Below are 20,538 nucleotides of genomic sequence, written 5' to 3'. Positions count from 1 at the left end.
GCCGGGTGAGCGGCGGCCGTCGGGAAGGTGCGAGAAGGGATCAGGGCTGCGGGCGGTCGACGGTGCCTCGCCAGGCGCCGGTCTCCTGACCGCGCCGCTCGATGAACTGCTTGAATCGTTGCAGGTCACCCTTTGCCCTGCGGTCCACCACGCCGAGCTTGTCGCCGGCCTGCTCCAGGACACCGTGCGGGTCGAACTCCAGTTGGAGGCTGACCCGGCTGCTCTGCTCGTCGAGCCGGTGGAAGGTGACCACCCCGGCGTGCTGGGTGCCGCCGGTCGAGCGCCAGGCGACCCGCTCGTCGGGCAGTTGTTCGGTGATCTCGGCGTCGAACTCGCGCTTGACCCCGGCGATCTCCACGGTCCAGTGGGTGAGCGTGTCGGAGAGTTGACGGACCTCTTCGACGCCCTCCATGAAGTGGGGGAACTCCTCGAACTGCGTCCACTGGTCGTACGCCGTCCGCACCGGGACGGCCACGTCGACGTGCTCGGTTACGCCACTCATCAGGATCCTCTCCTGCGCCGGTGCGGGGGCTTGCCGCAGCAGGCCGCCCTCACCAGCGCGTCGTCTCGTTCTTGTGACCGAGCGCGGCCCAGACCTCGGACACCGTCTGGTAGCGGGTGCCCTCCGGCAGGCGCTCCAACTCGGCGAGCAGGTCGGCCGGCGCCTCGTTCTCCCGCGCGTTGGCGAGCAGGGCCGCCCGGTCCCCGGGCAGGGCGGTCATCGTGATGAACCGTCCCAGCTGGCTACGGGCCTCCACGTCCTCGGACGTCATGCCCTGCGGTGTGCCGCTGCGACTCTCGCCGCCGACGACGGTGGTCGCCTCCGGCTGGTCCTCGCCCGCAGGTTCCGGCACCCGGAACTCGTCGACCCGCGAGCCACCGGTCCCCGGCCCCTGTACCAGGCCGCTGACCTCCTGCTCCATCTGGTCGTCGACTCTCGGTGCGTGCTTGCTGCTGCCGCGTTCCATGCCTCCTGCGCTACCCGGCGGGGTGGGTGATAAACCCGGCACCGGGTCACGAAGCGGCCGGCGACCGTGGCGGCAGGACGGGCCCCTCGGGGTCGCTCGCACCCGACTGGAGCTGCCGTCCGCGTTGCAACTCCGCGTTGATCTGCACGCCGAGCAGCAGGGCGGAATTGGACAGGTAGAGCCAGACCAGGAACGCGATCACCGCGCCCAGGCTGCCGTAGGTGGTGTCGTACGAGCCGAAGTTGGCCACGTACAGGCCGAAGCCGAAGGAACCCGACGCCCAGGTGACCAGCGCCACCGCCCCACCGGGGGTGAGCCACCGGAACCGGGGCTGGCGGACGTTCGGCGCCACCCAGAACAGCATCGACATCAGCAGCATCGCGATCATCGCCAGCGCCGGCCACTTCGCCACCGACCAGGCGGTACGGGCCGCGTCCCCGGCGCCCACCAGGTCACCGACCGCGTCCGCGACCGGGCCGCTGACGATCAGGCCGGCGGCGACCGCGGCGAGCAGGATCAGCGACAGCGCCGCCAACCCGAGCTGGAGCGGCCGCAGCTTCCACACCGGCCGACCCTCGGCCACCCCGTAGATGGTGTTCGAGGCGCGGGTGAACGATGCGATGAAGTTCGAGGCCGACCAGAGCGCGCCGAGCAGGCCGAAGCTGAGCAGTACGCCCGCCGAGCTGTTCTGGTCCACCACGCCCCGGACCACACCGACGAAGTTCTCGTTGGCCACCACCGACCCCGCCCCGACGTCCCGGGCCAGGTCGAGCACGGTGTCGACGGTGCGTTCCCCGTCGGAGACCAACCCCACCAGGGCGACCACCACGACGGTGGAGGGGAAGAGCGCGAGCACCCCGTAGTAGGTGAGCGCGGCGGCCGAGTCGGTGCAGTTGTCCCGCAGGTAGTTGCGGCCGCTGCGGATCAACACACCGCGCCAGGTCGACCAGCGCAACTGCCGGATCCGGCCGGGTAGCGCCGACACCGGCGGCTCGGTGGCCGGGGCGTCCGGGTTCGTCGTGGTCATCACCGCTCCCTGCTGGCGACCGGCACCGGGTACGCCGGGTGGCCCGGCCGGTACCCCCGCCCGTGCGGCGGCAAACCGGGTGCCGAGGTTTACCACCGCCGGGCCGGGGAACGCCAGTCCGAATGGCACGAACACGGAGGAGGATCGAGATGCCCGGGCGCGAGGTACTGCCCAGCACGCTGCGGCGCTCCCCGGACAAGGCCCAGCGGACCTGGGAGAAGACACACGATTCGGCCGTCGAGACGTACGGCGAGGGGGAGCGGGCGCACCGGACCGCTTTCGCCGCGGTCAAGCACGAGTTCGAGAAGGTGGGCGACCACTGGGAGCCCAAGGGTCGCAAGGGCCCGAGCGACCGGCAGGCCGCCGGGGGCGGCCCGGAACGGCGGGCAGCCACCGCCGGTGGGGTGGACGCGAACGCCCCCAAGGAGCACCTGCTGGCCAGGGCCCGCGAACTGGACGTGCGGGGCCGGTCGAGCATGACCAAGCCGGAACTGGTCACGGCCATCCAGAAGGCCAACAACCGGCAGACCGCCAAGGCACGCGGCGACTGACCGTCGCACCGAGGGCCCCGATCCCGCCGTCACCGGCGTGGGTCGGGGCCCTCGGTAATTCACCAGTGCCCACCCCCGGGTGCCTCGATGTGCACCGCCTTGGTGGCGGTGAACTCGTCGAGCAGTTCCGGCCCGTAGCCGAAGCCCTGGCCGCTGCCCCGACGCGGGTGGGCCGCCCCGGCCGGGGCGCCGCCGAAGACCGCGTTCACCTTCACCGTGCCCACCGGCAGCTCCCGCCAGGCCCGCTGGGCGTGACTCATCGACCCGGTCAGCACCGTCGCCGCCAGCCCGTACGGCGAGTCGGCGGCACACCGCAGCGCCTCGCTGAACGAGTCGACCACCACCACCGGCGCGACCGGCCCGAACGTCTCCTCCCGCAGCAGCGCCATGTCGTGCCGGCAGTTGTCCAGCACGGTGGCCGGGTAGAAGGCGCCCGGCCCCTCCGGCAGCGTCCCGCCGACCCGGATCCGCGCCCCGTCGGCCACCGCAGCGGTCACCTGCCCGTGCACCCGGTCGCGGTGCCGCCGGTCGACCAGTGGGCCCAGGCCGGTGGCCGGATCGCGGCCCGGCCCGACGCGCAACGCGTTCGCCCGCTCCACCAGCGCGGCGACGAAGTCCTCGGCGACGTCCCGATGCGCGTAGACGCGTTCCACCGCGACGCAGATCTGCCCCGCGTTGGCGAACGCGCCGGTCGCGGCCTGCCCGGCGGCCCAGACCGGGTCCACGTCCGCGTCCACGATCAGCGGGTCGCTGCCGCCGTTCTCCAGCAGCACCTTGGCGCCGGTCCGGGCCGCCGCCGCGGCGACGGCGCGGCCGGTGGCGGTGGACCCGACGTGCGCCACCACGTCCACCTCGGCCCCGGCGAGCGCCGCCCCGGTCTCCGCCCCTCCGGTCAGCAGCGAGAGCACGCCGGCCGGTAGTGCCGAGTCGAACGCGCGGGCCAGCAGCCACCCGGTCGCCGGGGTGCGTTCGCTCGGCTTGTGCAGCACCACGTTGCCGGTGACGAGGGCGGCGCCGAGCAGCCCGCACGACACCGCGACCGGGTCGTTCCACGGGGTGATGACGGCCACCACGCCACGCGGCTGCGGTGCCATGAAGTCCAGTGCGGCGGGTGCGCCGTGCAGGGTCCGCCCGCCCCGGGTCGGGGCGAGTTCGGCGTACTGGCGAAGGGTGGCGATGCCGGCCTCGACGCCGCCCCGGGCGTCGGCGAGCGGCTTGCCCATCTCGGCGGTGGTCGCCTCGGCCAACTCGTCGGCGGCGGCGGCCACCGCGTCGGCGGCCCGGTGCAGCGCGGCGGCCCGCTCGGCCGGAGGCGTCGCGGCCCACTCGGCGGCCACGCCGCGCGCCGCCGCGACCGCCTTGCCGACCTCGTCCGCGCCTGCGACCGGTGCGCCGGTCACCGGGGCACCGGTGGCCGGGTCGTGCACCACCAGGTCACCGGCCTCCCCGCCGGCCCCCCACACCCCGCCGATGAGCTGCGCAACCGTGTACATGACGCGCTGCATGCCCCGATGGGTGCCGGGCAAACGTTTCGCCCGGTTGGGCCCGGGTAGCGTCGGTGGATGATGTCGTCCGGTTCTCTCGGCGCCGAGCAGGCCGACGCGGTCGTCGTCGGCGCCGGCCACAACGGTCTGGTCGCCGCGAACCTGCTCGCCGACGCGGGCTGGGACGTGTTGGTGCTGGAGGCGACCGGCGCGCCGGGTGGGGCGGTGCGTTCGGCCGAGGTGACCGCTCCCGGTTACCTCAGCGACCTCTACAGCTCCTTCTACCCGTTGGGCTACGCCTCCAAGGTCCTGCGCGGGCTCGACCTGACCCGGTACGGGCTGGCCTGGCGACATGCCCCGGATGTGCTGGCCCACCTCTTCCCGGACGGTCGGGCCGCCCTGCTCAACCGCGATCCCGACGTCACCGCGACGTCGCTGGAGGAGTTCGCGCCCGGCGACGGCGAGCGCTGGCTGACCGCGTACGCCGAGTGGCAGCACGTCGCCGGCCCGATGCTGGACCTGATCACCACCCCGTTCCCGCCGGTACGCCCCGGTCTGGACGTGCTGCGTCGGCTGCGCACCGGTGGCGCGCTGCGACTGGCCCGGCGGATGGTCCTGCCGGTGCGCCGCCTCGGCGAGGAGATGTTCGCCGGTGCCGGTGGGCCGGCACTGCTGGCCGGTTCCGCGCTGCACACCGACCTGTCCACCGAGGACGCCGGCTCCGGCGTGTACGGCTGGCTGCTGGTCATGCTCGGCCAGCAGGTCGGCTGGCCGGTGCCGACGGGCGGGGCGCAGAAGATCACCGACGCGCTGGTGGCCCGGCTGACCGAGCGGGGCGGCCGGATCCGCCACGACGCCCGGGTGGACCGGGTCCTGGTGGCCCGGGGCCGGGCGATGGGGGTGCGCACGATCGACGGCGGGCTCTACCGGGCCCGCCGGGCGGTCCTGGCCGACGTGCCCGCACCCGCGCTCTACCTGGATCTGGTCGGCGCGGCGGCGCTGCCGCCGAGGCTGGTGGCGGACCTTACGCACTTCCGCTGGGACGGTTCGACGCTGAAGGTGGACTGGGCGCTGTCCGGGCCGGTGCCGTGGAGCAACCGGCGGCTGGCCACCGCCGGCACCGTGCACCTCGGGGCGGATCTCGGCGGGCTGACCGGCTACGCCGCCACGCTCGCCCGAGGTGAGCTGCCTCCCGACCCGTTCCTGCTGGTCGGGCAGATGTCGGTGGCCGACCCCGGTCACTCGCCGCCGGGCACCGAGTCGCTCTGGGCGTACACACACCTGCCGTTCCGCCGGCACTGGCGCACCGAGGAGGTGGTCGGCCACGTGGAGCGGATGGAGGCGGTGCTGGAGTCCGCCGCGCCCGGCTTCCGGAGCCTCGTGGTGGGCCGGCACGTGGCCGGGCCGGCCGATCTGGAGGAGGCCAACCCGAGCCTGGTCGGCGGTGCCCTCGGTGGCGGCACCGCCGCGCCCTACCAGCAACTGTTTCTGCGCCCGGTGCCCGGACTAGGCCGCGCGGACACCCCGGTCGACCGGCTCTATCTGGCCAGTGCGTCGGCCCACCCCGGCGGTGGGGTGCACGGGGCGCCGGGGGCGAACGCGGCCCGGGCCGCCCTGGCCCGGGACCGGACACTCACCGGCGGTGTCTACCGCCGGGCCGTGGACACCGCGCACCGGGCCGTGTACCGCTGACGCGTCGCGGCGGGCCGGCCGCCGCGACGCGGCCGGTCGTGGCCCGCGCGGTGGCTCAGCGCTCGATGTTGCGATGCCGGGTACGCAGCTTGAACGGCATCAACGCGCTCTCGATCTTGGTAGCGGTGGTCATCTTCGAGTCGCCGTCGCGCCGCTCCTCGAAGCGGATCGGCACCTCCAGGATGGTGTGCCCCAGCTTCGTGGCGAGATAGTGCATCTCCACCTGGAAGCTGTAGCCGTTGGACTGCACCCGCTCCAGTCCGATGTCGCGCAGCGCGTCGGCCCGCCAGATCTTGAACCCGGCGGTCAGGTCCCGGATACGCACCCGCAGCAGCGTGTGCACGTACAGGTTGGCCCAGCCGCTGAGCGCCCGCCGGTACAGCGGCCAGTTCTCGTCCAGCTCGCCGCCGGGCACGTACCGGGAACCGATCACCACGCCGGCCTGGGTGGACAGCAGCGCGCCGAGCATTCCCGGCAGCGCCTCCGGCGGGTGGGACAGGTCGGCGTCCATCTGGGCCACGTACTCGGCCCCGCCGTCGAGCGCCCGGCTGATCCCGTCCACGTACGCCCGGCCGAGTCCCTCCTTGCCCGCCCGGTGCACGACCTCGATCCGCTCCGGGTGCTCGATGGCCAGCTTGTCCGCCACCTCACCGGTGCCGTCCGGGGAGTTGTCGTCCGCGACCAGTACCTTCAGGCCCGGCAGCGGCAGGGCGAGCAGACGCTCGACCACCAGCGGCAGGTTGCCCGCCTCGTTGTAGGTCGGTACCACGACGGTCAGGCGCGCGTCCGCCCACGGCGTGGGTAACTGGACGGGTTCGATCATGGAGGACATCCTCGGTCTGCGGACAGGCTTCCCCGTGAGCGTAGCCACTTGTCCGTTCCAGGGGGAATCGGCTCCCCCCGCCCAGGTCAGTCCGGTGCCTTCTGCCGGCGGGCGATGTCCGCGAGCCGACTCAGCGTCTCCTTGTTGCGCTGGTGCAGCACCAGGTCGTTGATCTTGGTGCGCAGCCATCGCAGCGGACCGGCGGCGAAGTCCTCACCGAGCAGCACCCGGGTGCTGTGCGGCCCGACCGGTTCCAGGCTGAAGACCACCACGCCCTCACCCGCCGGCCAGAGTTTCACCCGCAGCACCAGCTTGCGCTCCCGCTCGCACTCCAGCACCTGGGAGGAGTCCTCCAGGGAGAAGGGCCAGGGACCGGCCCGGTGGTGCAGCCGCGCGCCCACCCGTGGCCAGTCGTCGTCGACGTCGCGCATGTGGGCGGTGCCGACCACCCAGTCGCTGTAGGTCCACCCGTCCGCCAGCACCGCCCAGACCTGCCGTACCGGTGCCTCGATGATGCGCTCCACGATCGCCACGAACAGGCCGTACCCAGGTCGGTGGCCCGGCTAACGGCGCCACGGGTTAGCTTCTCGGGGGCCGTGGGTAAGGCCACCCGGGAGCGGCGGTGCGCCGGTCGGCGCGGGTGCCCGTCGACCACGCCCCGGCCGACGTTTACTCCTCGGGGCGCAGGGAACCCGCCGCCCGTGCGACAGGACCGTGGGGAGCCGGATCAGCGCAGGTCAGCCGGGGTGCTGACCGGCGTCGACCGGGCCGGACCGGGGCCTGTCCTGTTCGACGCGGTGCTGCTGGACCGCGACGGCACCCTGGTCGAGGACGTGCCGTACAACGGCGACCCGGACAAGGTGCGGCCGATGCCCGGCGCGCGGGCCGCGCTGGACCGCTTGCGCGCGGCCGGCCTGCGGCTCGCTGTGGTGACCAACCAGTCCGGGCTGGCCCGGGGCCTGTTCACCGAAGCGGATCTGCACCGGGTGCGTCGTCGCGTCGAGGCGCTGCTGGGCCCCTTCGACTCGTGGCAGGTGTGCCCGCACGACGACGGGGACGGCTGTGCCTGCCGAAAACCGGCACCCGGGCTGGTGCACGCCGCCGCCCGGACGCTCGGCACCGTGCCCGCCCGCTGCGTCATGATCGGCGACATCGGCCGGGACGTCACCGCGGCGCTGGCCGCTGGTGCGGCGGGCATCCTGGTGCCCACGCCGGTCACCCGGGCCGAGGAGATCGCCGCCGCCGGCTGGGTGGCCGCCGACCTGCCGTCGGCGGTGGACGAGATCCTGCGCCGTCAGCAGGCGCTCCGCCCGGCGCTGCCGCCCATGCCCGACGAGGGCGCGGCACGCCCGGACGCCTCCGCGCGGATCCGGTCCACCGCCGCCACCGCCCCGGCCCGTACCACCGCTGCGCGGCGGGGCCGGACGGTGCTGGTGGTGCGATCGGACTCGGTCGGAGACGTACTGGTCACCGGCCCCGGCATCCGAGCCGTGGCCGCCGGGGCGGACCGGGTGGTGCTGCTCTGCGGCCCGCGAGGTCGGGCCGCCGCCGAGCTGCTGCCCGGCGTCGACGAGATCGTGGAGCACCGGCTGCCCTGGATCGACCCGGCGCCCGCGCCCGTCGATCCCGCCGAGATGGCCGCGCTGACCGCCCGGCTGGCGGCCGTCGCCGCCGACGAAGCGGTCGTCTTCACCTCGTTCCACCAGTCGCCGTTGCCGCTGGCCCTGCTGCTGCGGATGGCCGGTGTCAGGCGGATCGCCGCGATCAGCGACGACTACCCGGGGAGCCTGCTGGACGTGCGGCACCGGGTGCCGGCCGGCGTGCCGGAGGCCGAGCGCGCGTTGTCGCTGGCGGCCGCCGCCGGGTACGCGTTGCCCGCCGACGACGAGCCGCGCCTGCGGTTGCGTCCGGTGCCGGCACCGCCACCGGAAGCCGGTGAGCCGGGCTACGTGGTGCTGCATCCGGGGTCGGACGCGCAGGCGCGCGGCTGCCCGCCGGAGCTGGCCGAGCGGATCGCCCGGGAGCTGACCGCCGCCGGTCACCGGGTGGTGGTCACCGGCGGCCCGCAGGAACGCCACCTCACCGCCCAGGTCGCCGGTCGGCACGCCCGCGACCTCGGCGGCCGGACCGGGCTCGCCGAACTGGCCGCCGTGGTGGCCGGCGCCGGCGCGCTGGTGGTCGGCAACACCGGCCCGGCGCACCTGGCCGCCGCGGCCGAGGTGCCGGTGGTCAGCCTGTTCGCCCCCACCGTTCCGTTCGGGCAGTGGGGACCCTGGCGGGTGCCGGCGGTACGCCTCGGCGACGCCACCGCCGGATGCCGCGACACCCGCGCCGCGCACTGCCCGGTGCCCGGTCATCCCTGCCTCAGCGGGGTCGAGCCGGGCGCGGTCGTCGACGCGCTGCGGCTGCTGGGTGTACCGCCGGGCCGGGCGCCCGCCCGCCGTGCGGCGGTGTCCACCGGGGGCGGCCGATGAACATCCTGCTCTGGCACGTGCACGGCTCGTGGACCACCTCGTTCGTGCACGGCAAACACCGCTACCTGGTCCCGGCCACCCCGGACCGGGGGCCGTACGGGCTGGGCCGGGCCCGTACGTACACCTGGCCGAACAGCGCCGCCGAGGTGAGCCCGGAGCAGTTGCGCGACACCGACGTCGACGTGGTCGTCCTGCAACGCCCCGAGGAGCTGGAGCTGGCCCAGCGGTGGCTGGGCCGCCGGCCGGGCCGGGACGTGCCGGCCATCTACGTCGAGCACAACACCCCGAAGGACGGGGACGTGCCGCACAGCCGCCACCCGATGGCCGACCGCGACGACCTGCTCGTCGCCCACGTGACCGCCTTCAACGAGCTGTTCTGGGACACCGGCGCGACCCGGACCACGGTCGTCGACCACGGCATCGTGCCACCGGCGGTGGAGTACACCGGTGAGCTGGACCGGCTGGCCGTGGTGATCAACGAGCCGGTACGCCGGTGGCGGGTCACCGGCACCGACCTGCTGCCCCGGTTCGCCGAGATCGCCCCGCTGGACGTGTTCGGCCTGAAGGTGGCCGGGCTCGCCGACCATCTCGGCCTGCCTGCCGACCGCCTCACCAGCCACGACGACGTCCCGCAGCATCGGATGCACGCCGAACTGGCGCGCCGCCGGGCGTATCTGCACCTGTGCCGGTGGACCTCGCTCGGGCTGAGCCTGATCGAGGCGATGAGCATCGGCATGCCGGTGGTGGCGCTGGCCAGCACCGAGGCGGTGATGGCCGTGCCGCCGGAGGCCGGTGCCCTGGACACCCGCGTCGAGGAGCTGCTGGAGGCCGCCGGCCGGTTCGTCGCCGAGCCGCAGCAGGCCCGGCTCGCGGGGCAGGCGGCCCGGACCGCCGCCCGCGAACGCTACGGCCTCGCCCGTTTCCTCGCCGACTGGGACCGGCTGCTGGAGGAGGAAGTATGCGGATAGCGATGATCTCGGAGCACGCCAGCCCGCTCGCCATCCTGGGCGGGGAGGACGCCGGCGGCCAGAACACGCACGTCGCGGAACTCTCCGCCGCGCTCGCCGCGGCCGGGCACGACGTCCGCGTCTACACCCGACGCGACGCGGTGGACCTGCCGGTGACCGTGCGCAGCCGGGACGGCTACGACGTGGTGCACGTGTCCGCCGGTCCGGCCGAGCCGGTGGCCAAGGACGCGCTGCTGCCGCACATGCGCGCGTTCGGCGCCTGGCTGGTGGAGCGCTGGCGCGGCGACTGGACGCCCGAGGTGATCCACGCGCACTTCTGGATGAGCGGGCTGGCGGCGGTGCAGGCAGGTCGGCAGGTCGGCGTGCCGGTGGTGCAGACGTACCACGCGCTCGGCACGGTCAAGCGCCGCCACCAGGGTGTGCAGGACACCAGTCCGGCCCGGCGGATCGGCTACGAACTCCAGCTCGGCCGGTCGGTGGACCGGGTGGTCGCGCAATGCCGCGACGAGGTCGGCGAACTGGTCCGGATGGGGGTGCCCCGCGCGGCGATGACGGTCGTGCCCTCCGGGGTGAACCTGGGCACGTTCGCCCCGCTCGGCCCGACCGCCGAACGGGAGCCGGGACGGGCCCGGATCCTCACCGTCGGGCGGCTGGTGGAACGCAAGGGCTTCCAGACCGTGGTACGCGCGATGGCGCACGTGCCCGACGCCGAGTGCGTGGTGGTGGGCGGTCCGCCCGCCGGGCTGCTGGAGACCGATCCGTACGCCCGGAGGCTGCGCGCGTTGGCCCGTAGCTGCGGGGTGGCCGACCGGGTCCGGCTGGTCGGCGCGGTGCCGAGGGAGGAGATGGGCCGCTGGTACCGGTCGGCGGACATCCTGGTCGCCGCCCCCTGGTACGAGCCGTTCGGCCTGACTCCGCTGGAGGCGATGGCTTGCGGGGTGCCGGTGGTGGCCACCGCCGTGGGCGGGTTGCGCGACACCGTGGTCGACGGGGTGACCGGGGACCTGGTGCCGGCCCGGGACCCGAAGGCGCTCGGCGAGGCGCTGGCCGGGCTGCTCGACGACCGGATCCGCCGGTTCGCGTACGCGGGCGCGGCCCGGGCGCGGGCTCGGCAGCACTACTCGTGGACGGTGACCGCGGAACGTCTCGCCGAGGTCTACGCCGAGGTGGCCGCCGTGCACCGGCCGACCCGGGTGGTGGCCTGATGCCGGCGCGCAATCCGCTGGAGGCACACCTGACACACCTGGCCGACGCACTGCCGCCGTACCGGCGTTTCGAGCCGTTGCTGGCCCGCTGGGGGGCCGCCCTGGCGCAGCACCTCACCGCCGGTGGCCGGTTGCTGGTGGCCGGCAACGGGGGCAGTGCCGCCGAGGCGCAGCACCTCACCGCCGAGTTGGTCGGCAAGTTGCGCGAGGACCGGCAGCCGCTGTCCGCCATCGCTCTGCACGCGGAGACCTCGGCGCTGACCGCGATCGGCAACGACTACGGCTACGAGGAGGTCTTCGCCCGGCAGGTCCGCGCGCACGGCCGTCCCGACGACGTCCTGCTGCTGCTGTCCACCAGCGGCGGCAGCGCGAACCTGCTGGCCGCCGCGCGGGCGGGCCGCCAGGCCGGGCTGCGGTGCTGGGCGTTCACCGGGCCGGCGCCGAACCCCCTCGCCGACGCCTGTCACGAGGCGCTCGCGGTGGACTGCCCGGACTCCCAGGTCGTGCAGGAGCTGCACCTGGTCTCCAGCCACCTGCTCTGCGAGTACGTGGAGCGGGCGATGGCCGAGCAGCCGGCGGTGGCCGCGTACGTGGCGCCGGTGGTGCCGGCGGCGTCGGACGCTCCGGCGGTCGGCCCGGTACGCGCCGGGGTCGAGGTGGTGCTGGACGGTGGGGCCGGCCGGCCGGTCGAGGCGTGAGGAGGCAAGCGTGAGGGGACCCGTGGTGGTCATCGGCGACACCCTGCTCGACCGGGACGTGGAGGGTGTGGTGAACCGGCTCTGTCCTGACTCGCCGGTCCCGGTGCTCGACGAGACCGCGCACGTCGACCGGCCCGGTGGCGCCGGGCTCGCCGCCGTCTTCGCCGCCGCGCAGGGTGCCGAGGTGGTGCTGGTCACCGCGTTGGCCGACGACGTGGGCGGGGCCCGGCTGGGGGTGCTGCTGGCCGCCGCCGGGGTGCAGGTGTACCCGTTGCGGCTGGCCGGGGCCACGCCGGAGAAGATCCGGCTGCAAGCCGGCGGGCGGGTGCTGCTGCGCCACGACCGGGGCGGCGGTGCCCAGACGCCCGGCGAGCCCGCCGAGGCGGTGCTCCGCGTCGTCGAGCGGGCGTCGGTGGTGCTGGTCAGCGACTACGGCCGGGGGGTGGCGCGGCAGCCCGCGTTGCGGGCGGCCCTGGCGGCGACCCGGGCACCGGTGGTCTGGGACCCGCATCCGCGCGGGCCGGCGGCGGTGCCCGGGGTGCACCTGGTCACGCCGAACGAGGCGGAGGTGCAGGAACTGGTGGAGGCGCCGACCGCCGCCACCCGGCTGGCCACCGCCGCCGATGGCGCCGAGCGCCTGCGGCAACGCTGGTGGGCCGGTGCGGTGGCGGTGACGTTGGGCGCTGACGGCGCACTGCTCAGCCACGCCGGGTCGACCCCGCTGGTGGTGCCGACGCCGGTGGCTGCCGAGGGCGACACCTGCGGGGCGGGGGACCGTTTCGCCGTGGCCGCCGGCCTGGCCCTGGGACGGGGGGCACTGCTCTCCGAGGCGGTGCAGGAGGCGGTGACCGAGGCGTCGGCGTACGTGGCGGAGGGGGGAGTGGCGACCGCGTTGCCGCCGCCGGTGCGGCGGGCGCCGCAGGCGGTGCACACCGCGGTGGCCGGTGACCGGGTGGGGGTGGCGGCGGCCGCCGCCGCGGTGGCCCGGGTCCGCGCCGCCGGGGGGACGGTCGTGGCGACCGGGGGCTGCTTCGACCTGCTGCACGCCGGTCACGTGGCGACCCTCCAGGCCGCCCGGCAACTCGGCGACTGCCTGGTGGTGTGCCTCAACTCCGACGCGAGTGTCGCCGGCCTCAAGGGGCCGGACCGGCCGGTGGTGCGGCAGGACGACCGCAGTCGCCTGCTGGCGGCGCTGAGCTGCGTCGACGCGGTGATGATCTTCGACGAGTCGACCCCGGCGGCGGCGCTGTCCTGGCTACGCCCGGACATCTGGGTCAAGGGCGGGGACTACGCCACAGGGGAGGGCGACTGCCTGCCCGAGGCCGAGATCCTGCGCCGCTGGGGCGGCCACACCGTGGTGGTGCCGTACCTGGACGGCCGGTCCACCACCGAGATGATCGCCGCGACGGCGGCCCGTACCGGCGTGGGGGTGTTCCGATGAGCGCGCCGGGCACCGGACGCACCGTGCTGGTCACCGGCGGGTCCAGTGGGTTGGGCGCGGCGGTGGTGGCGGCGGTGGCCCGCTCCGGTGGGCGGCCCCTGGTGCTGGACCGGCAGGCGCCCGGCGACGGGGTGGCCTGGGTCGAGTGCGACCTGGCGGACACCCGCGCGGCGGAGGCCGCCACCCGACAACTCGCCGAGCGCGAGGGCGGGCTGGACGCGGTGGTCACCGCCGCCGGCATCGACGTGCCCGGTCGGCTGGCCGACGTGCCCGGCAAGACCTGGGACCGGATCGTCACGGTGGACCTGCTGGCCACCGCCGCGGTGATCCGGGCCGCCCTGCCGTTCCTGGCGGCCGCCCGGGGCAGCATCGTCACGGTGGCGTCCACCCTCGGGGTGAAGGCGGTCAGTGACGCGACGGCGTACTGCGCGGCGAAGTTCGGCGTGGTCGGGTTCACCCGCGCCCTCGCCGCCGAGCTGGCCGGGTCGGTGAACGTCACGCTGCTGATCCCGGGTGGCATGCGGACCGCCTTCTTCGACGACCGCGACACGCAGTACCGCCCGGGGCCGGACGCGATCCTCAACGACCCGGCGGACACCGCCGCCGCCGTCATGTTCGCGCTCTCCCAGCCGACCGGCTGCGCGGTACGCGAGATGGTGGTCTGCGCCGAGCAGGAGACCTCGTACCCGTGATCCTGGCCCTGCGTGCCCTCGGCGTCGGTGACCTCGCCACGGCGGTCCCGGCGTTGCGGGCGTTGCGGGCGGCGTACCCGGACCGCGAACTGGTGCTCGCCGCGCCGGCCTGGCTCGGGCCGCTGGTCGAGCTGGTCGGCGGGATCGACCGGCTGCTGCCCACCGACGGGCTGGACCGGCTCGGGGCAACCGAAGGGCCGGTGGAGGTGGCGGTGAACCTGCACGGCCGGGGACCCCGCTCGCACCGGCTGCTCGCCACCACCGGCCCGGACCGGCTGTTCGCCTTCGCCGACGCGCGGGCCGATCACGCCGGCGGGCCCGCGTGGGACGAACAGGAGCACGAGGTGGCCCGCTGGTGCCGGCTGCTGCGCTGGTACGGGATCCCGGCCGACCCGACGGACCTGGACCTGGCGCGTCCGCTGCCGGGGACGATGCCGACCGGTGTGACGGTGCTGCATCCCGGCTCGAAGATGGCGGCAAAGCGCTGGCCGTCCGGGCGGTACGCCGCGGTGGCCCGGGAGCTGACCGGCCGGGGGCACCGGGTGGTGCTGACCGGCAGCACGGGGGAGCGGGCCACCGCCGTGCGGGTCGCGGAGGACGCCGGGCTGCCCGCCGACGCGGTGCTGGCCGGGCGGACCGACCTCGGGCAGCTCGCCGCCCTGGTCGCCGGGGCGCGACTGGTGGTCAGCGGGGACACCGGGGTGGCGCACCTGGCGACCGGATACCGCACCCCGTCGGTGGTGATCTTCGGCCCGGTTCCGCCCGCCAGGTGGGGGCCGCCGCCGGAGCGACGGCGACACCGGGTGCTCTGGGCCGGGCCCGAAGAATGCCGGCCCCGGGACGGGGTAGGCGCTCACCCGGCGGTCGTCGCCGTCGAGGTCGACGCGGTGCTGGCCGCCGTCGAGGAGGTGGAACGGGTGGTGCGGGCGGACCGTGCGGTTGCGGCGTAGTGATCCAGGTCGGCCGGGATACGGTCGCCGGCGACGCGGTCCGGGCTGGTCGTTCCTTGACCCGCACGGCGAGCCGGTGCGTGACCCGGACGAGCTGGCCCGGCTGCGCGCCCTGGTCATCCCGCCGGCCTGGCGCCAGGTGTGGATCTCGCCGCACCCGACCGGGCACATCCAGGCCATCGGGATCGACGCGGCCGGCCGCAAGCAGTACCTCTACCACCCGCTGTGGCGGCAGCGGCAGGACGAGGCCAAGTTCGACCACGTGCTGGAGGTGGCCCGCCGGCTGCCGGTGCTGCGCGAACGGGTCGGCCACGACCTGACCGGGCGGGGACTGCGCCGCGAGCGGGTGCTGGCCACCGTGACCCGGCTGCTCGACATGGGCACCTTCCGGGTCGGCAGCGACCAGTACGCGGTCGGGGACGACCCGACGTTCGGTGTCGCCACCCTCCGTCCCGAACACGCCCGGGCCCGCCAGGGCTGCGTGGTCTTCGAGTTCCCGGCCAAGGGCGGCATCGCGCAGGTACGCCAGGTCTCCGACCCGGAGCTGTGCCGGGTGCTGACCCACCTGCGTCGCCGTCGCCGGGAGGCGGAGCGGTTGTTCGGCTACTGGGACGGCCGGCAGTGGCGGGATGTGCGTGCCGACGAGGTCAACGACTACCTGCGCGACGCCAGCGGCGGCGAGATGACCGCGAAGGACTTCCGCACCTGGCACGCCACCGTCCGGGCGGCCACCGAGCTGGCCGTGCTCGGGCCGCCGAGGTCGGTCACCGCGCGACGGCGGGCGGTGGCCGGCGTGATGCGCGGGGTGGCGGAGCTGCTCGGCAACACCCCGACGGTGGCCCGCACGTCCTACGTGGACCCTCGGGTGGTCGACCTGTTCCACGACGGCGTGGTGGTGCCGGTCACCCGGGACACTGACCGCGAGCAGGCCGAACGCGCCGTACTCGACCTGCTGGACCGGTCCTGAGCAGTCACCGTGCGTCCGGTGTGCGGGACCGGATCATCGCATCGACGCCGTCGAGCACCCGACCGAGCCCGAACCGCCACTCGGCGTCGACGTAGTCGTCCTCGTCGTCGTCCTCGGCCATCAGCTCGTGGATCGCCGGGTACGGCCCGTCGGCGGTGAGCCGGGCCAGGTGCCGCCAGTAGTGCAGGCCCACCTGGTCGGGGGTCTGCCCGCTGCGGACCGCCGCCTCCATCAGGTCGGCGGTGGTGGTGGCCCAGCTCCGGGCGTACCCGCTGACCAGCATGATGGTGGAGAGCCGCTCGGTGCCGCGCAGGCCGATACCGGCCAGGGCGGCCAGCCCGTACTCCAGCCAGCGGACCTGGTTGGGGTTGATCGGGGGGGCCGCTGATCGGCACGTGCCGGATCCACGGCTGTCGACGCAACGCGGTCAGGTTCCCCTCGGCCCAGCGGGTCAGCGCGGGGCGCCAGCCCTCGTCCGGCGCACGTGGTCGCGGGGGCGGCCCGTACGCGGTGTCGACCATGAGGTCGAGCAGGTCGTGCTTGGTCGGCACGTACCGGTAGAGCGACATCGTGGCCGCGCCCAGCTCACGGGCGACGCGGCTCATCGACACCGCGCCGAGCCCCTCCGACTGGGCGACCTGGATCCCGGCGGCGACCACCTGCTCCAGGCTGAGGCCGCGCTTCGGGCCACGGCTCGGACGCTCGCACAGCCCCCAGGCGAGCGCGACGTTCTCGGGCAGTTCGACGTCGGAGCCGTCGCTCACTTCCGCGGCCGGGCTGCTGGGCGACCGGGTCACCGGCCGGGACCCGGACCGGCTTGCCCTGTCGGTGGCCACCGACGGTAGTGCGCCGCAGGTGCGCGCCCTGCTCGACGAGATCGATCCGGACCGTCACGGGGTGGTCCGGTTCACCGTCCGGGAGGCGACCCTCGACGACGTCTTCCTCACCCTCACCGGCACTCCGGTGCCCGCGAAACGGCAGGTGGCCCATGTCTGAGCTGGCGGTACGCGGATCGCAGACGGCGGTGATGATGGATGTCGGCGCGACCTCCATCATCGGCGGTCATGTGGTGGCCAGCATCGCGCGCAACACGGTCTCCACCGTGCTGGTGCTGGCCGTCGCCGTCGCCATCGGGTTCCGGCCCGCCGTGGAACCGTTGCGCTGGCTGGCCGCCGCCGGGGTGCTGCTGCTGTTCCTGCTGGCGGTGTCCTGGCTGTCGGCGGCGTTCGGGCTGCTGGCCCGTACTCCCGAATCCGCACGACTCAGGGGGCGACGCCCGACGGGCGTCGCCCCCTGCTCGGTGGCCCGTCGCTCAGTCGTTGAGCACCTGGGCCAGTCGGTCCCGGAAGCGCCGCTCGGAGGGGCTGACCTGGCTGCCGCCGAGGCCGAGGATGCCGCCGCTGGTGGCCGCACCCACCACCTGGTCGGTGATCTCCACCAACCAGTGCTGGTACGCGCCGGCCTCGCCCTCGTCCACCTTCTCCGCCAGCAGCGCCGCGGCGGCCTTGGCCCGGCCCAGCACGTCCTCGGCGTACGCGCGCGGGTCGTCCGGCGCGATCACCGGCAACTCCTCGCCGGTCTCCGGGTCGCCCACCCGGGTCACGATCTCCCCGGCCACCGCGGCCACCAGCGGGCTGGCCGACTCCCGGCCGGCGGAGATGGTCTCCAGCCCGGCCGCGCTCTCGGCCATCGTCGCCCGGGTGCCGTCGGACTCCGCGGCGCTCGCCGCGGTGAGCACCGCCTGCGGCAGGCCGACCAGGAGCCCCCACTCCTCGTCGGAGAAACCGAAAGCGGTGTACGTCGGCTCTTCGATCACGACCGTGCCTCTCCCGTCCGTCGTCCAGGTCCCCGGTCACGCGCCGCCCTTGCTGGCGGCGCCGGGCCCGGTATGTCCCCGCCGCCATCGCGGCGGGCTCAGGTTAGTCCAGCGTCAGCAGTCCCTGTTCGGACACCACGCTGACCGACAGCGTCTTGTACCCGACCTCGTCGAAGAGCACCGTCATCCGGTCGTCCTCGTAGCTGAGCACCAGGCCGGCGCCCCACTCCGGGTGCCGCACCTGGCTGTGTACCGGGAACGGACCCACCGCGCCGTCGTCGGCGGTGCTGGTACCGGCGTGGCAGTTGTCGCAGTGCCCGCAGATCTGGGTCATCTGCTCGCCGAAATAGGCCAGCAGGGTCTGCCCCCGGCAGGCCGTGGTCTCGGCGAAGGCCCGCATCATGTCGGTCCGCGAACGGGTCAGGTTCTGCTGCCGCTCGGCCTCGGCCACGGCCGCCTCGGCGGCCTTCACCGGAGTCGGCGAGTAGCGCGGCGCGGCGATCCGCTGCCCGGCGCGGGGCTGCGCCGCACCGACCTGCTCCAGCAGGGCCAGGTACTGCCCGAGCTTGCGCGGCCCCAGCCCGGTCACCTCGCGCAGTTCCTTTCTGGTGGCCGGCCCCTGGCGCAGCAGGGCGGCCAGGTCGCGCAGCTCGGTGGCGTCGGGCAGGCCACCGCTGAAGAAGCGTTGCAGCCCCACGTCCTCGGCCTGCCAGAGCAGCAGGACGCGGGCCGGCTGGCCGTCGCGTCCGGCCCGGCCGATCTCCTGGAAGTAGCTGTCCGGCGAGTCGGGCAGCGCCATGTGCACCACCCAGGCGATGTTCGGCTTGTCGATACCCATGCCGAACGCCGACGTGGCCACCATGATCGGCACCTGGTCGGCGAGGAACGCCTCGTGCAGCCGGGCGCGGGCGGTGGCCGCCATGCCACCGTGGTAGTGCTGCGACGGGAAACCGGCGTCGGTCAGCCGGGCGGCGAGTTCCTCGGCCGCCCGCCGGGTGGGTACGTAGATGATGCCCGGACGCTCGTCGTCACGCAGCAGGGCGATCAGCCGTCGCCACCGGTAGTCCTCGGTGGGGCAGTGCGCCACCTCGAAGAAGAGGTTCGGCCGGTCCAGTCCGGACACCACGATCTCGGGATCGCGCAGCCGCAGCCGGGCCACGATGTCGTCGCGTACCGGTGGGGAGGCGGTGGCGGTCAGCGCCACCACCGGTGGCCGTCCGATGCCCTCGATGAGCTGACCGAGCGCCAGGTAGTCCGGCCGGAAGTCGTGCCCCCAGGCCGAGATGCAGTGCGCCTCGTCGATCGCGACCAGCGCCGGTTTCAACGCACGCACCTCGGCCAGCCGCTCCGGGTTGGCCAGTTGCTCCGGGGTGATGAAGAGGAATTCCGCCCGCCCGTCGCGGATCTCGGCGATCGCCTCGGCCTGCTGGGCCGGTGACTCGTCCGAGCTGATCCGGACCGCCCGCAACTCCGCCCGCTGCCGCTCGTTGAGCGCGGCGATCTGGTCCTGTTGCAGGGCGAGCAGCGGGGAGATCACCACGGTCGGGCCGGGAATCAGGCTCGCCGGGATCTGATAGATCGCCGATTTGCCGGCGCCGGTGGGCAGCACCACCAACGCGTCGCGCCGCCGCATCACCGCGCGCATCGCGGCCAGTTGGTTGGGGCGCAGGGTGGACCAGCCGAACAGGCTGCGCGCCGCGCGGCGCAACGACATCGAGTGCGTGGTGAGCTTCATCGAGGGCCGCAGGTACCCGGCCGGACCGGGACCGAAACACCGGCCTGTCTCGCTACGTCGCCGCTGCGCTGCGCCGGGGCAGCACGTCGCGCTGATACAGGTCCATCAGCCCCTGCCAGTCCGGTCCGGTGTTGGCGACGTAGACCTCGTCGAAGCCGGCCTTCGCGTACGCGTCGATCTTGGCGAGGTGTGCGTCGGCGTCGTTGCCGCAGACGAACGCCTCCCGCATCGCCTCCACATCGACCAGTTGGGCGGCCTGCTCGAAGTGTCGGGGCGAGGGCAGCACCTGCAACAGCTCGCCGGGGATCGCCTCGGTCGGCCAGCGTTCGTACGCCAGCCGCATGCCCTCCTCCACGGTCGGCGCGTACGCCGCCTTGAAACCGGCCTGGCACGGCTTGTCGCCACCGCCGTTGTCCCGGAACCGGCCCACCAGCTCGGCGTCTGGCATGGTGTTGACGAAGCCGTCGCCGATACGGGCGGCGATCTCCACCGCCTTGGGGCCGAAGGCGGAGACGTAGATCGGCGGGGGCGTCTCGGGCAGCGTGTAGATCCGGGCGTGCTCCACCCGGTAGTGCTTGCCGTAGTGGTTGACGAAGCCGCCGTCCCACAGCTTCCGCATCACCTCGACCGCCTCCTCCAGCATCTCCAGCCGGACGCCGGCCTGCGGCCAGTGGTCGCCGAGGATGTGTTCGTTGAGCGCCTCGCCGGAGCCCACCCCGAGCACGAACCGGCCGTCGTGCAGCACGGCGCTGGTCGCCGCCGCCTGGGCCAGCACCGCCGGATGGATCCGGACGGTGGGGCAGGTCACCGCCGTGGTGACCGGCAGGCGGCAGGTCTGGCTCAGCGCGCCGATCATCGACCAGACGAACGGGGCCTGGCCCTGCGCGTCCGTCCAGGGGTGATAGTGGTCGGAGATCCAGAGCGCCTGGAAGCCGGCGCGCTCGGCGGCCTGCGCCTGCGCCAGCAACTGCTCCGGCGGGTACTCCTCGGTGGACAGGAAATAGCCGATCTTCATGGGTGCCCCCTCGCCGTGATGGTGTCCAGGGT

21 protein-coding genes are annotated in these 20,538 nt (G+C 74.3%); 11 read left to right on the top strand and 10 right to left on the bottom strand.

Annotated features, from left to right (window positions below):
- Window positions 1-40: 40 nt before the first annotated feature.
- Genes ID554_RS02715 through ID554_RS02705 form a run of 3 tightly spaced genes read right to left on the bottom strand, consistent with a single transcriptional unit; the run spans window position 41 to window position 1,995 of the window.
- On the bottom strand, window positions 41-502 hold the full coding sequence (locus ID554_RS02715; protein WP_117227449.1) for an SRPBCC family protein: 462 nt from the start codon (window positions 500-502) through the stop codon (window positions 41-43).
- Between the two features lie 49 nt (window positions 503-551).
- A complete protein-coding gene (locus ID554_RS02710) occupies window positions 552-968 on the bottom strand; it encodes a DUF2795 domain-containing protein (RefSeq protein WP_117227448.1) in 417 nt (138 codons plus the stop codon).
- Window positions 969-1,014: 46 nt separating this feature from the next.
- Window positions 1,015-1,995: a YihY/virulence factor BrkB family protein gene (locus ID554_RS02705; RefSeq protein WP_117227575.1), complete on the bottom strand. Its 981-nt coding sequence runs from the start codon at window positions 1,993-1,995 to the stop codon at window positions 1,015-1,017.
- Between the two features lie 149 nt (window positions 1,996-2,144).
- Here ID554_RS02705 and ID554_RS02700 point away from each other — a divergent pair, with 149 nt between their 5' ends.
- Complete coding sequence (locus ID554_RS02700; protein ID WP_117227447.1) at window positions 2,145-2,546, top strand: ChaB family protein; 402 nt, start codon at window positions 2,145-2,147, stop codon at window positions 2,544-2,546.
- A 59-nt stretch (window positions 2,547-2,605) separates the two neighbouring features.
- Here ID554_RS02700 and ID554_RS02695 read toward each other — a convergent pair whose 3' ends face one another.
- Window positions 2,606-4,039 carry an aldehyde dehydrogenase family protein gene (locus ID554_RS02695; protein ID WP_117227574.1) on the bottom strand — a complete coding sequence of 478 codons (1,434 nt, stop codon included), beginning with the start codon at window positions 4,037-4,039 and terminating at the stop codon, window positions 2,606-2,608.
- A 69-nt stretch (window positions 4,040-4,108) separates the two neighbouring features.
- Between ID554_RS02695 and ID554_RS02690 the strand changes: the two genes are divergently transcribed.
- A complete protein-coding gene (locus ID554_RS02690) occupies window positions 4,109-5,722 on the top strand; it encodes a phytoene desaturase family protein (RefSeq protein ID WP_117227446.1) in 1,614 nt (537 codons plus the stop codon).
- Window positions 5,723-5,777: 55 nt separating this feature from the next.
- Here ID554_RS02690 and ID554_RS02685 read toward each other — a convergent pair whose 3' ends face one another.
- Entirely contained in the window at window positions 5,778-6,545 is a 768-nt protein-coding gene (locus ID554_RS02685) for a polyprenol monophosphomannose synthase (RefSeq protein WP_117227445.1), read from the bottom strand.
- An 86-nt stretch (window positions 6,546-6,631) separates the two neighbouring features.
- Window positions 6,632-7,078 carry an SRPBCC family protein gene (locus tag ID554_RS02680; RefSeq protein ID WP_117227444.1) on the bottom strand — a complete coding sequence of 149 codons (447 nt, stop codon included), beginning with the start codon at window positions 7,076-7,078 and terminating at the stop codon, window positions 6,632-6,634.
- A 168-nt stretch (window positions 7,079-7,246) separates the two neighbouring features.
- On the opposite strand from ID554_RS02680, the gene ID554_RS02675 reads away from it, so the two are divergent.
- The 8 genes from ID554_RS02675 to ID554_RS02640 are packed head-to-tail and all read left to right on the top strand — an operon-like array spanning window position 7,247 to window position 15,940.
- Window positions 7,247-9,019: an HAD-IIIA family hydrolase gene (locus ID554_RS02675; protein ID WP_117227443.1), complete on the top strand. Its 1,773-nt coding sequence runs from the start codon at window positions 7,247-7,249 to the stop codon at window positions 9,017-9,019.
- Window positions 9,016-9,987, top strand: a complete 972-nt coding sequence (locus ID554_RS02670; RefSeq protein WP_117227442.1) for a glycosyltransferase family protein — start codon at window positions 9,016-9,018, stop codon at window positions 9,985-9,987. Before ID554_RS02675 ends, ID554_RS02670 begins: the two co-directional genes overlap by 4 nt.
- Complete coding sequence (locus ID554_RS02665) at window positions 9,978-11,192, top strand: glycosyltransferase (RefSeq protein WP_117227441.1); 1,215 nt, start codon at window positions 9,978-9,980, stop codon at window positions 11,190-11,192. Before ID554_RS02670 ends, ID554_RS02665 begins: the two co-directional genes overlap by 10 nt.
- Window positions 11,189-11,890, top strand: a complete 702-nt coding sequence (locus ID554_RS02660; RefSeq protein WP_117227573.1) for a D-sedoheptulose-7-phosphate isomerase — start codon at window positions 11,189-11,191, stop codon at window positions 11,888-11,890. The genes ID554_RS02665 and ID554_RS02660 overlap by 4 nt, the downstream gene beginning before the upstream one ends.
- Window positions 11,891-11,900: 10 nt before the next feature.
- Entirely contained in the window at window positions 11,901-13,331 is a 1,431-nt protein-coding gene (locus ID554_RS02655) for a PfkB family carbohydrate kinase (protein ID WP_117227572.1), read from the top strand.
- Window positions 13,328-14,023, top strand: coding sequence for an SDR family oxidoreductase (locus ID554_RS02650; RefSeq protein ID WP_117227440.1), 696 nt, complete (start codon window positions 13,328-13,330; stop codon window positions 14,021-14,023). The genes ID554_RS02655 and ID554_RS02650 overlap by 4 nt, the downstream gene beginning before the upstream one ends.
- Window positions 14,020-14,973 (top strand): glycosyltransferase family 9 protein, encoded by a 954-nt coding sequence (locus ID554_RS02645; protein WP_117227439.1) that lies wholly within the window; start codon window positions 14,020-14,022, stop codon window positions 14,971-14,973. The genes ID554_RS02650 and ID554_RS02645 overlap by 4 nt, the downstream gene beginning before the upstream one ends.
- The gene (locus tag ID554_RS02640) at window positions 14,957-15,940 is read left to right on the top strand and encodes a DNA topoisomerase IB (protein WP_117227438.1); all 984 of its coding nucleotides are present in this window, start codon (window positions 14,957-14,959) and stop codon (window positions 15,938-15,940) included. The genes ID554_RS02645 and ID554_RS02640 overlap by 17 nt, the downstream gene beginning before the upstream one ends.
- Here ID554_RS02640 and ID554_RS32885 read toward each other — a convergent pair.
- The gene (locus tag ID554_RS32885; protein ID WP_396888529.1) at window positions 15,823-16,545 is read right to left on the bottom strand and encodes a TetR/AcrR family transcriptional regulator; all 723 of its coding nucleotides are present in this window, start codon (window positions 16,543-16,545) and stop codon (window positions 15,823-15,825) included. The genes ID554_RS02640 and ID554_RS32885 overlap by 118 nt on opposite strands.
- Between ID554_RS32885 and ID554_RS32290 the strand changes: the two genes are divergently transcribed.
- On the top strand, window positions 16,511-16,936 hold the full coding sequence (locus ID554_RS32290) for a hypothetical protein (protein ID WP_233527401.1): 426 nt from the start codon (window positions 16,511-16,513) through the stop codon (window positions 16,934-16,936). The two genes, ID554_RS32885 and ID554_RS32290, sit on opposite strands and share 35 nt — an antisense overlap.
- A 316-nt stretch (window positions 16,937-17,252) precedes the next feature.
- Here ID554_RS32290 and ID554_RS02625 read toward each other — a convergent pair whose 3' ends face one another.
- The 3 genes from ID554_RS02625 to ID554_RS02615 form a co-directional block, all read right to left on the bottom strand.
- Entirely contained in the window at window positions 17,253-17,756 is a 504-nt protein-coding gene (locus ID554_RS02625; RefSeq protein ID WP_117227437.1) for a hypothetical protein, read from the bottom strand.
- 103 nt (window positions 17,757-17,859) lie between these two features.
- Complete coding sequence (locus tag ID554_RS02620) at window positions 17,860-19,491, bottom strand: RecQ family ATP-dependent DNA helicase (RefSeq protein WP_117227436.1); 1,632 nt, start codon at window positions 19,489-19,491, stop codon at window positions 17,860-17,862.
- A gap of 52 nt (window positions 19,492-19,543) precedes the next feature.
- Window positions 19,544-20,506, bottom strand: a complete 963-nt coding sequence (locus tag ID554_RS02615) for a TIGR03557 family F420-dependent LLM class oxidoreductase (RefSeq protein ID WP_117227435.1) — start codon at window positions 20,504-20,506, stop codon at window positions 19,544-19,546.
- Between the last annotated feature and the right edge of the window lie 32 nt (window positions 20,507-20,538).

It is taken from the genome of Micromonospora craniellae, assembly GCF_014764405.1.
GTDB classification, from domain to species: Bacteria; Actinomycetota; Actinomycetes; order Mycobacteriales; family Micromonosporaceae; genus Micromonospora; species Micromonospora craniellae.
The sequence above is the reverse complement of the archived record's forward strand: the minus strand, read 5'-3'. Positions and strand labels throughout refer to the sequence as shown.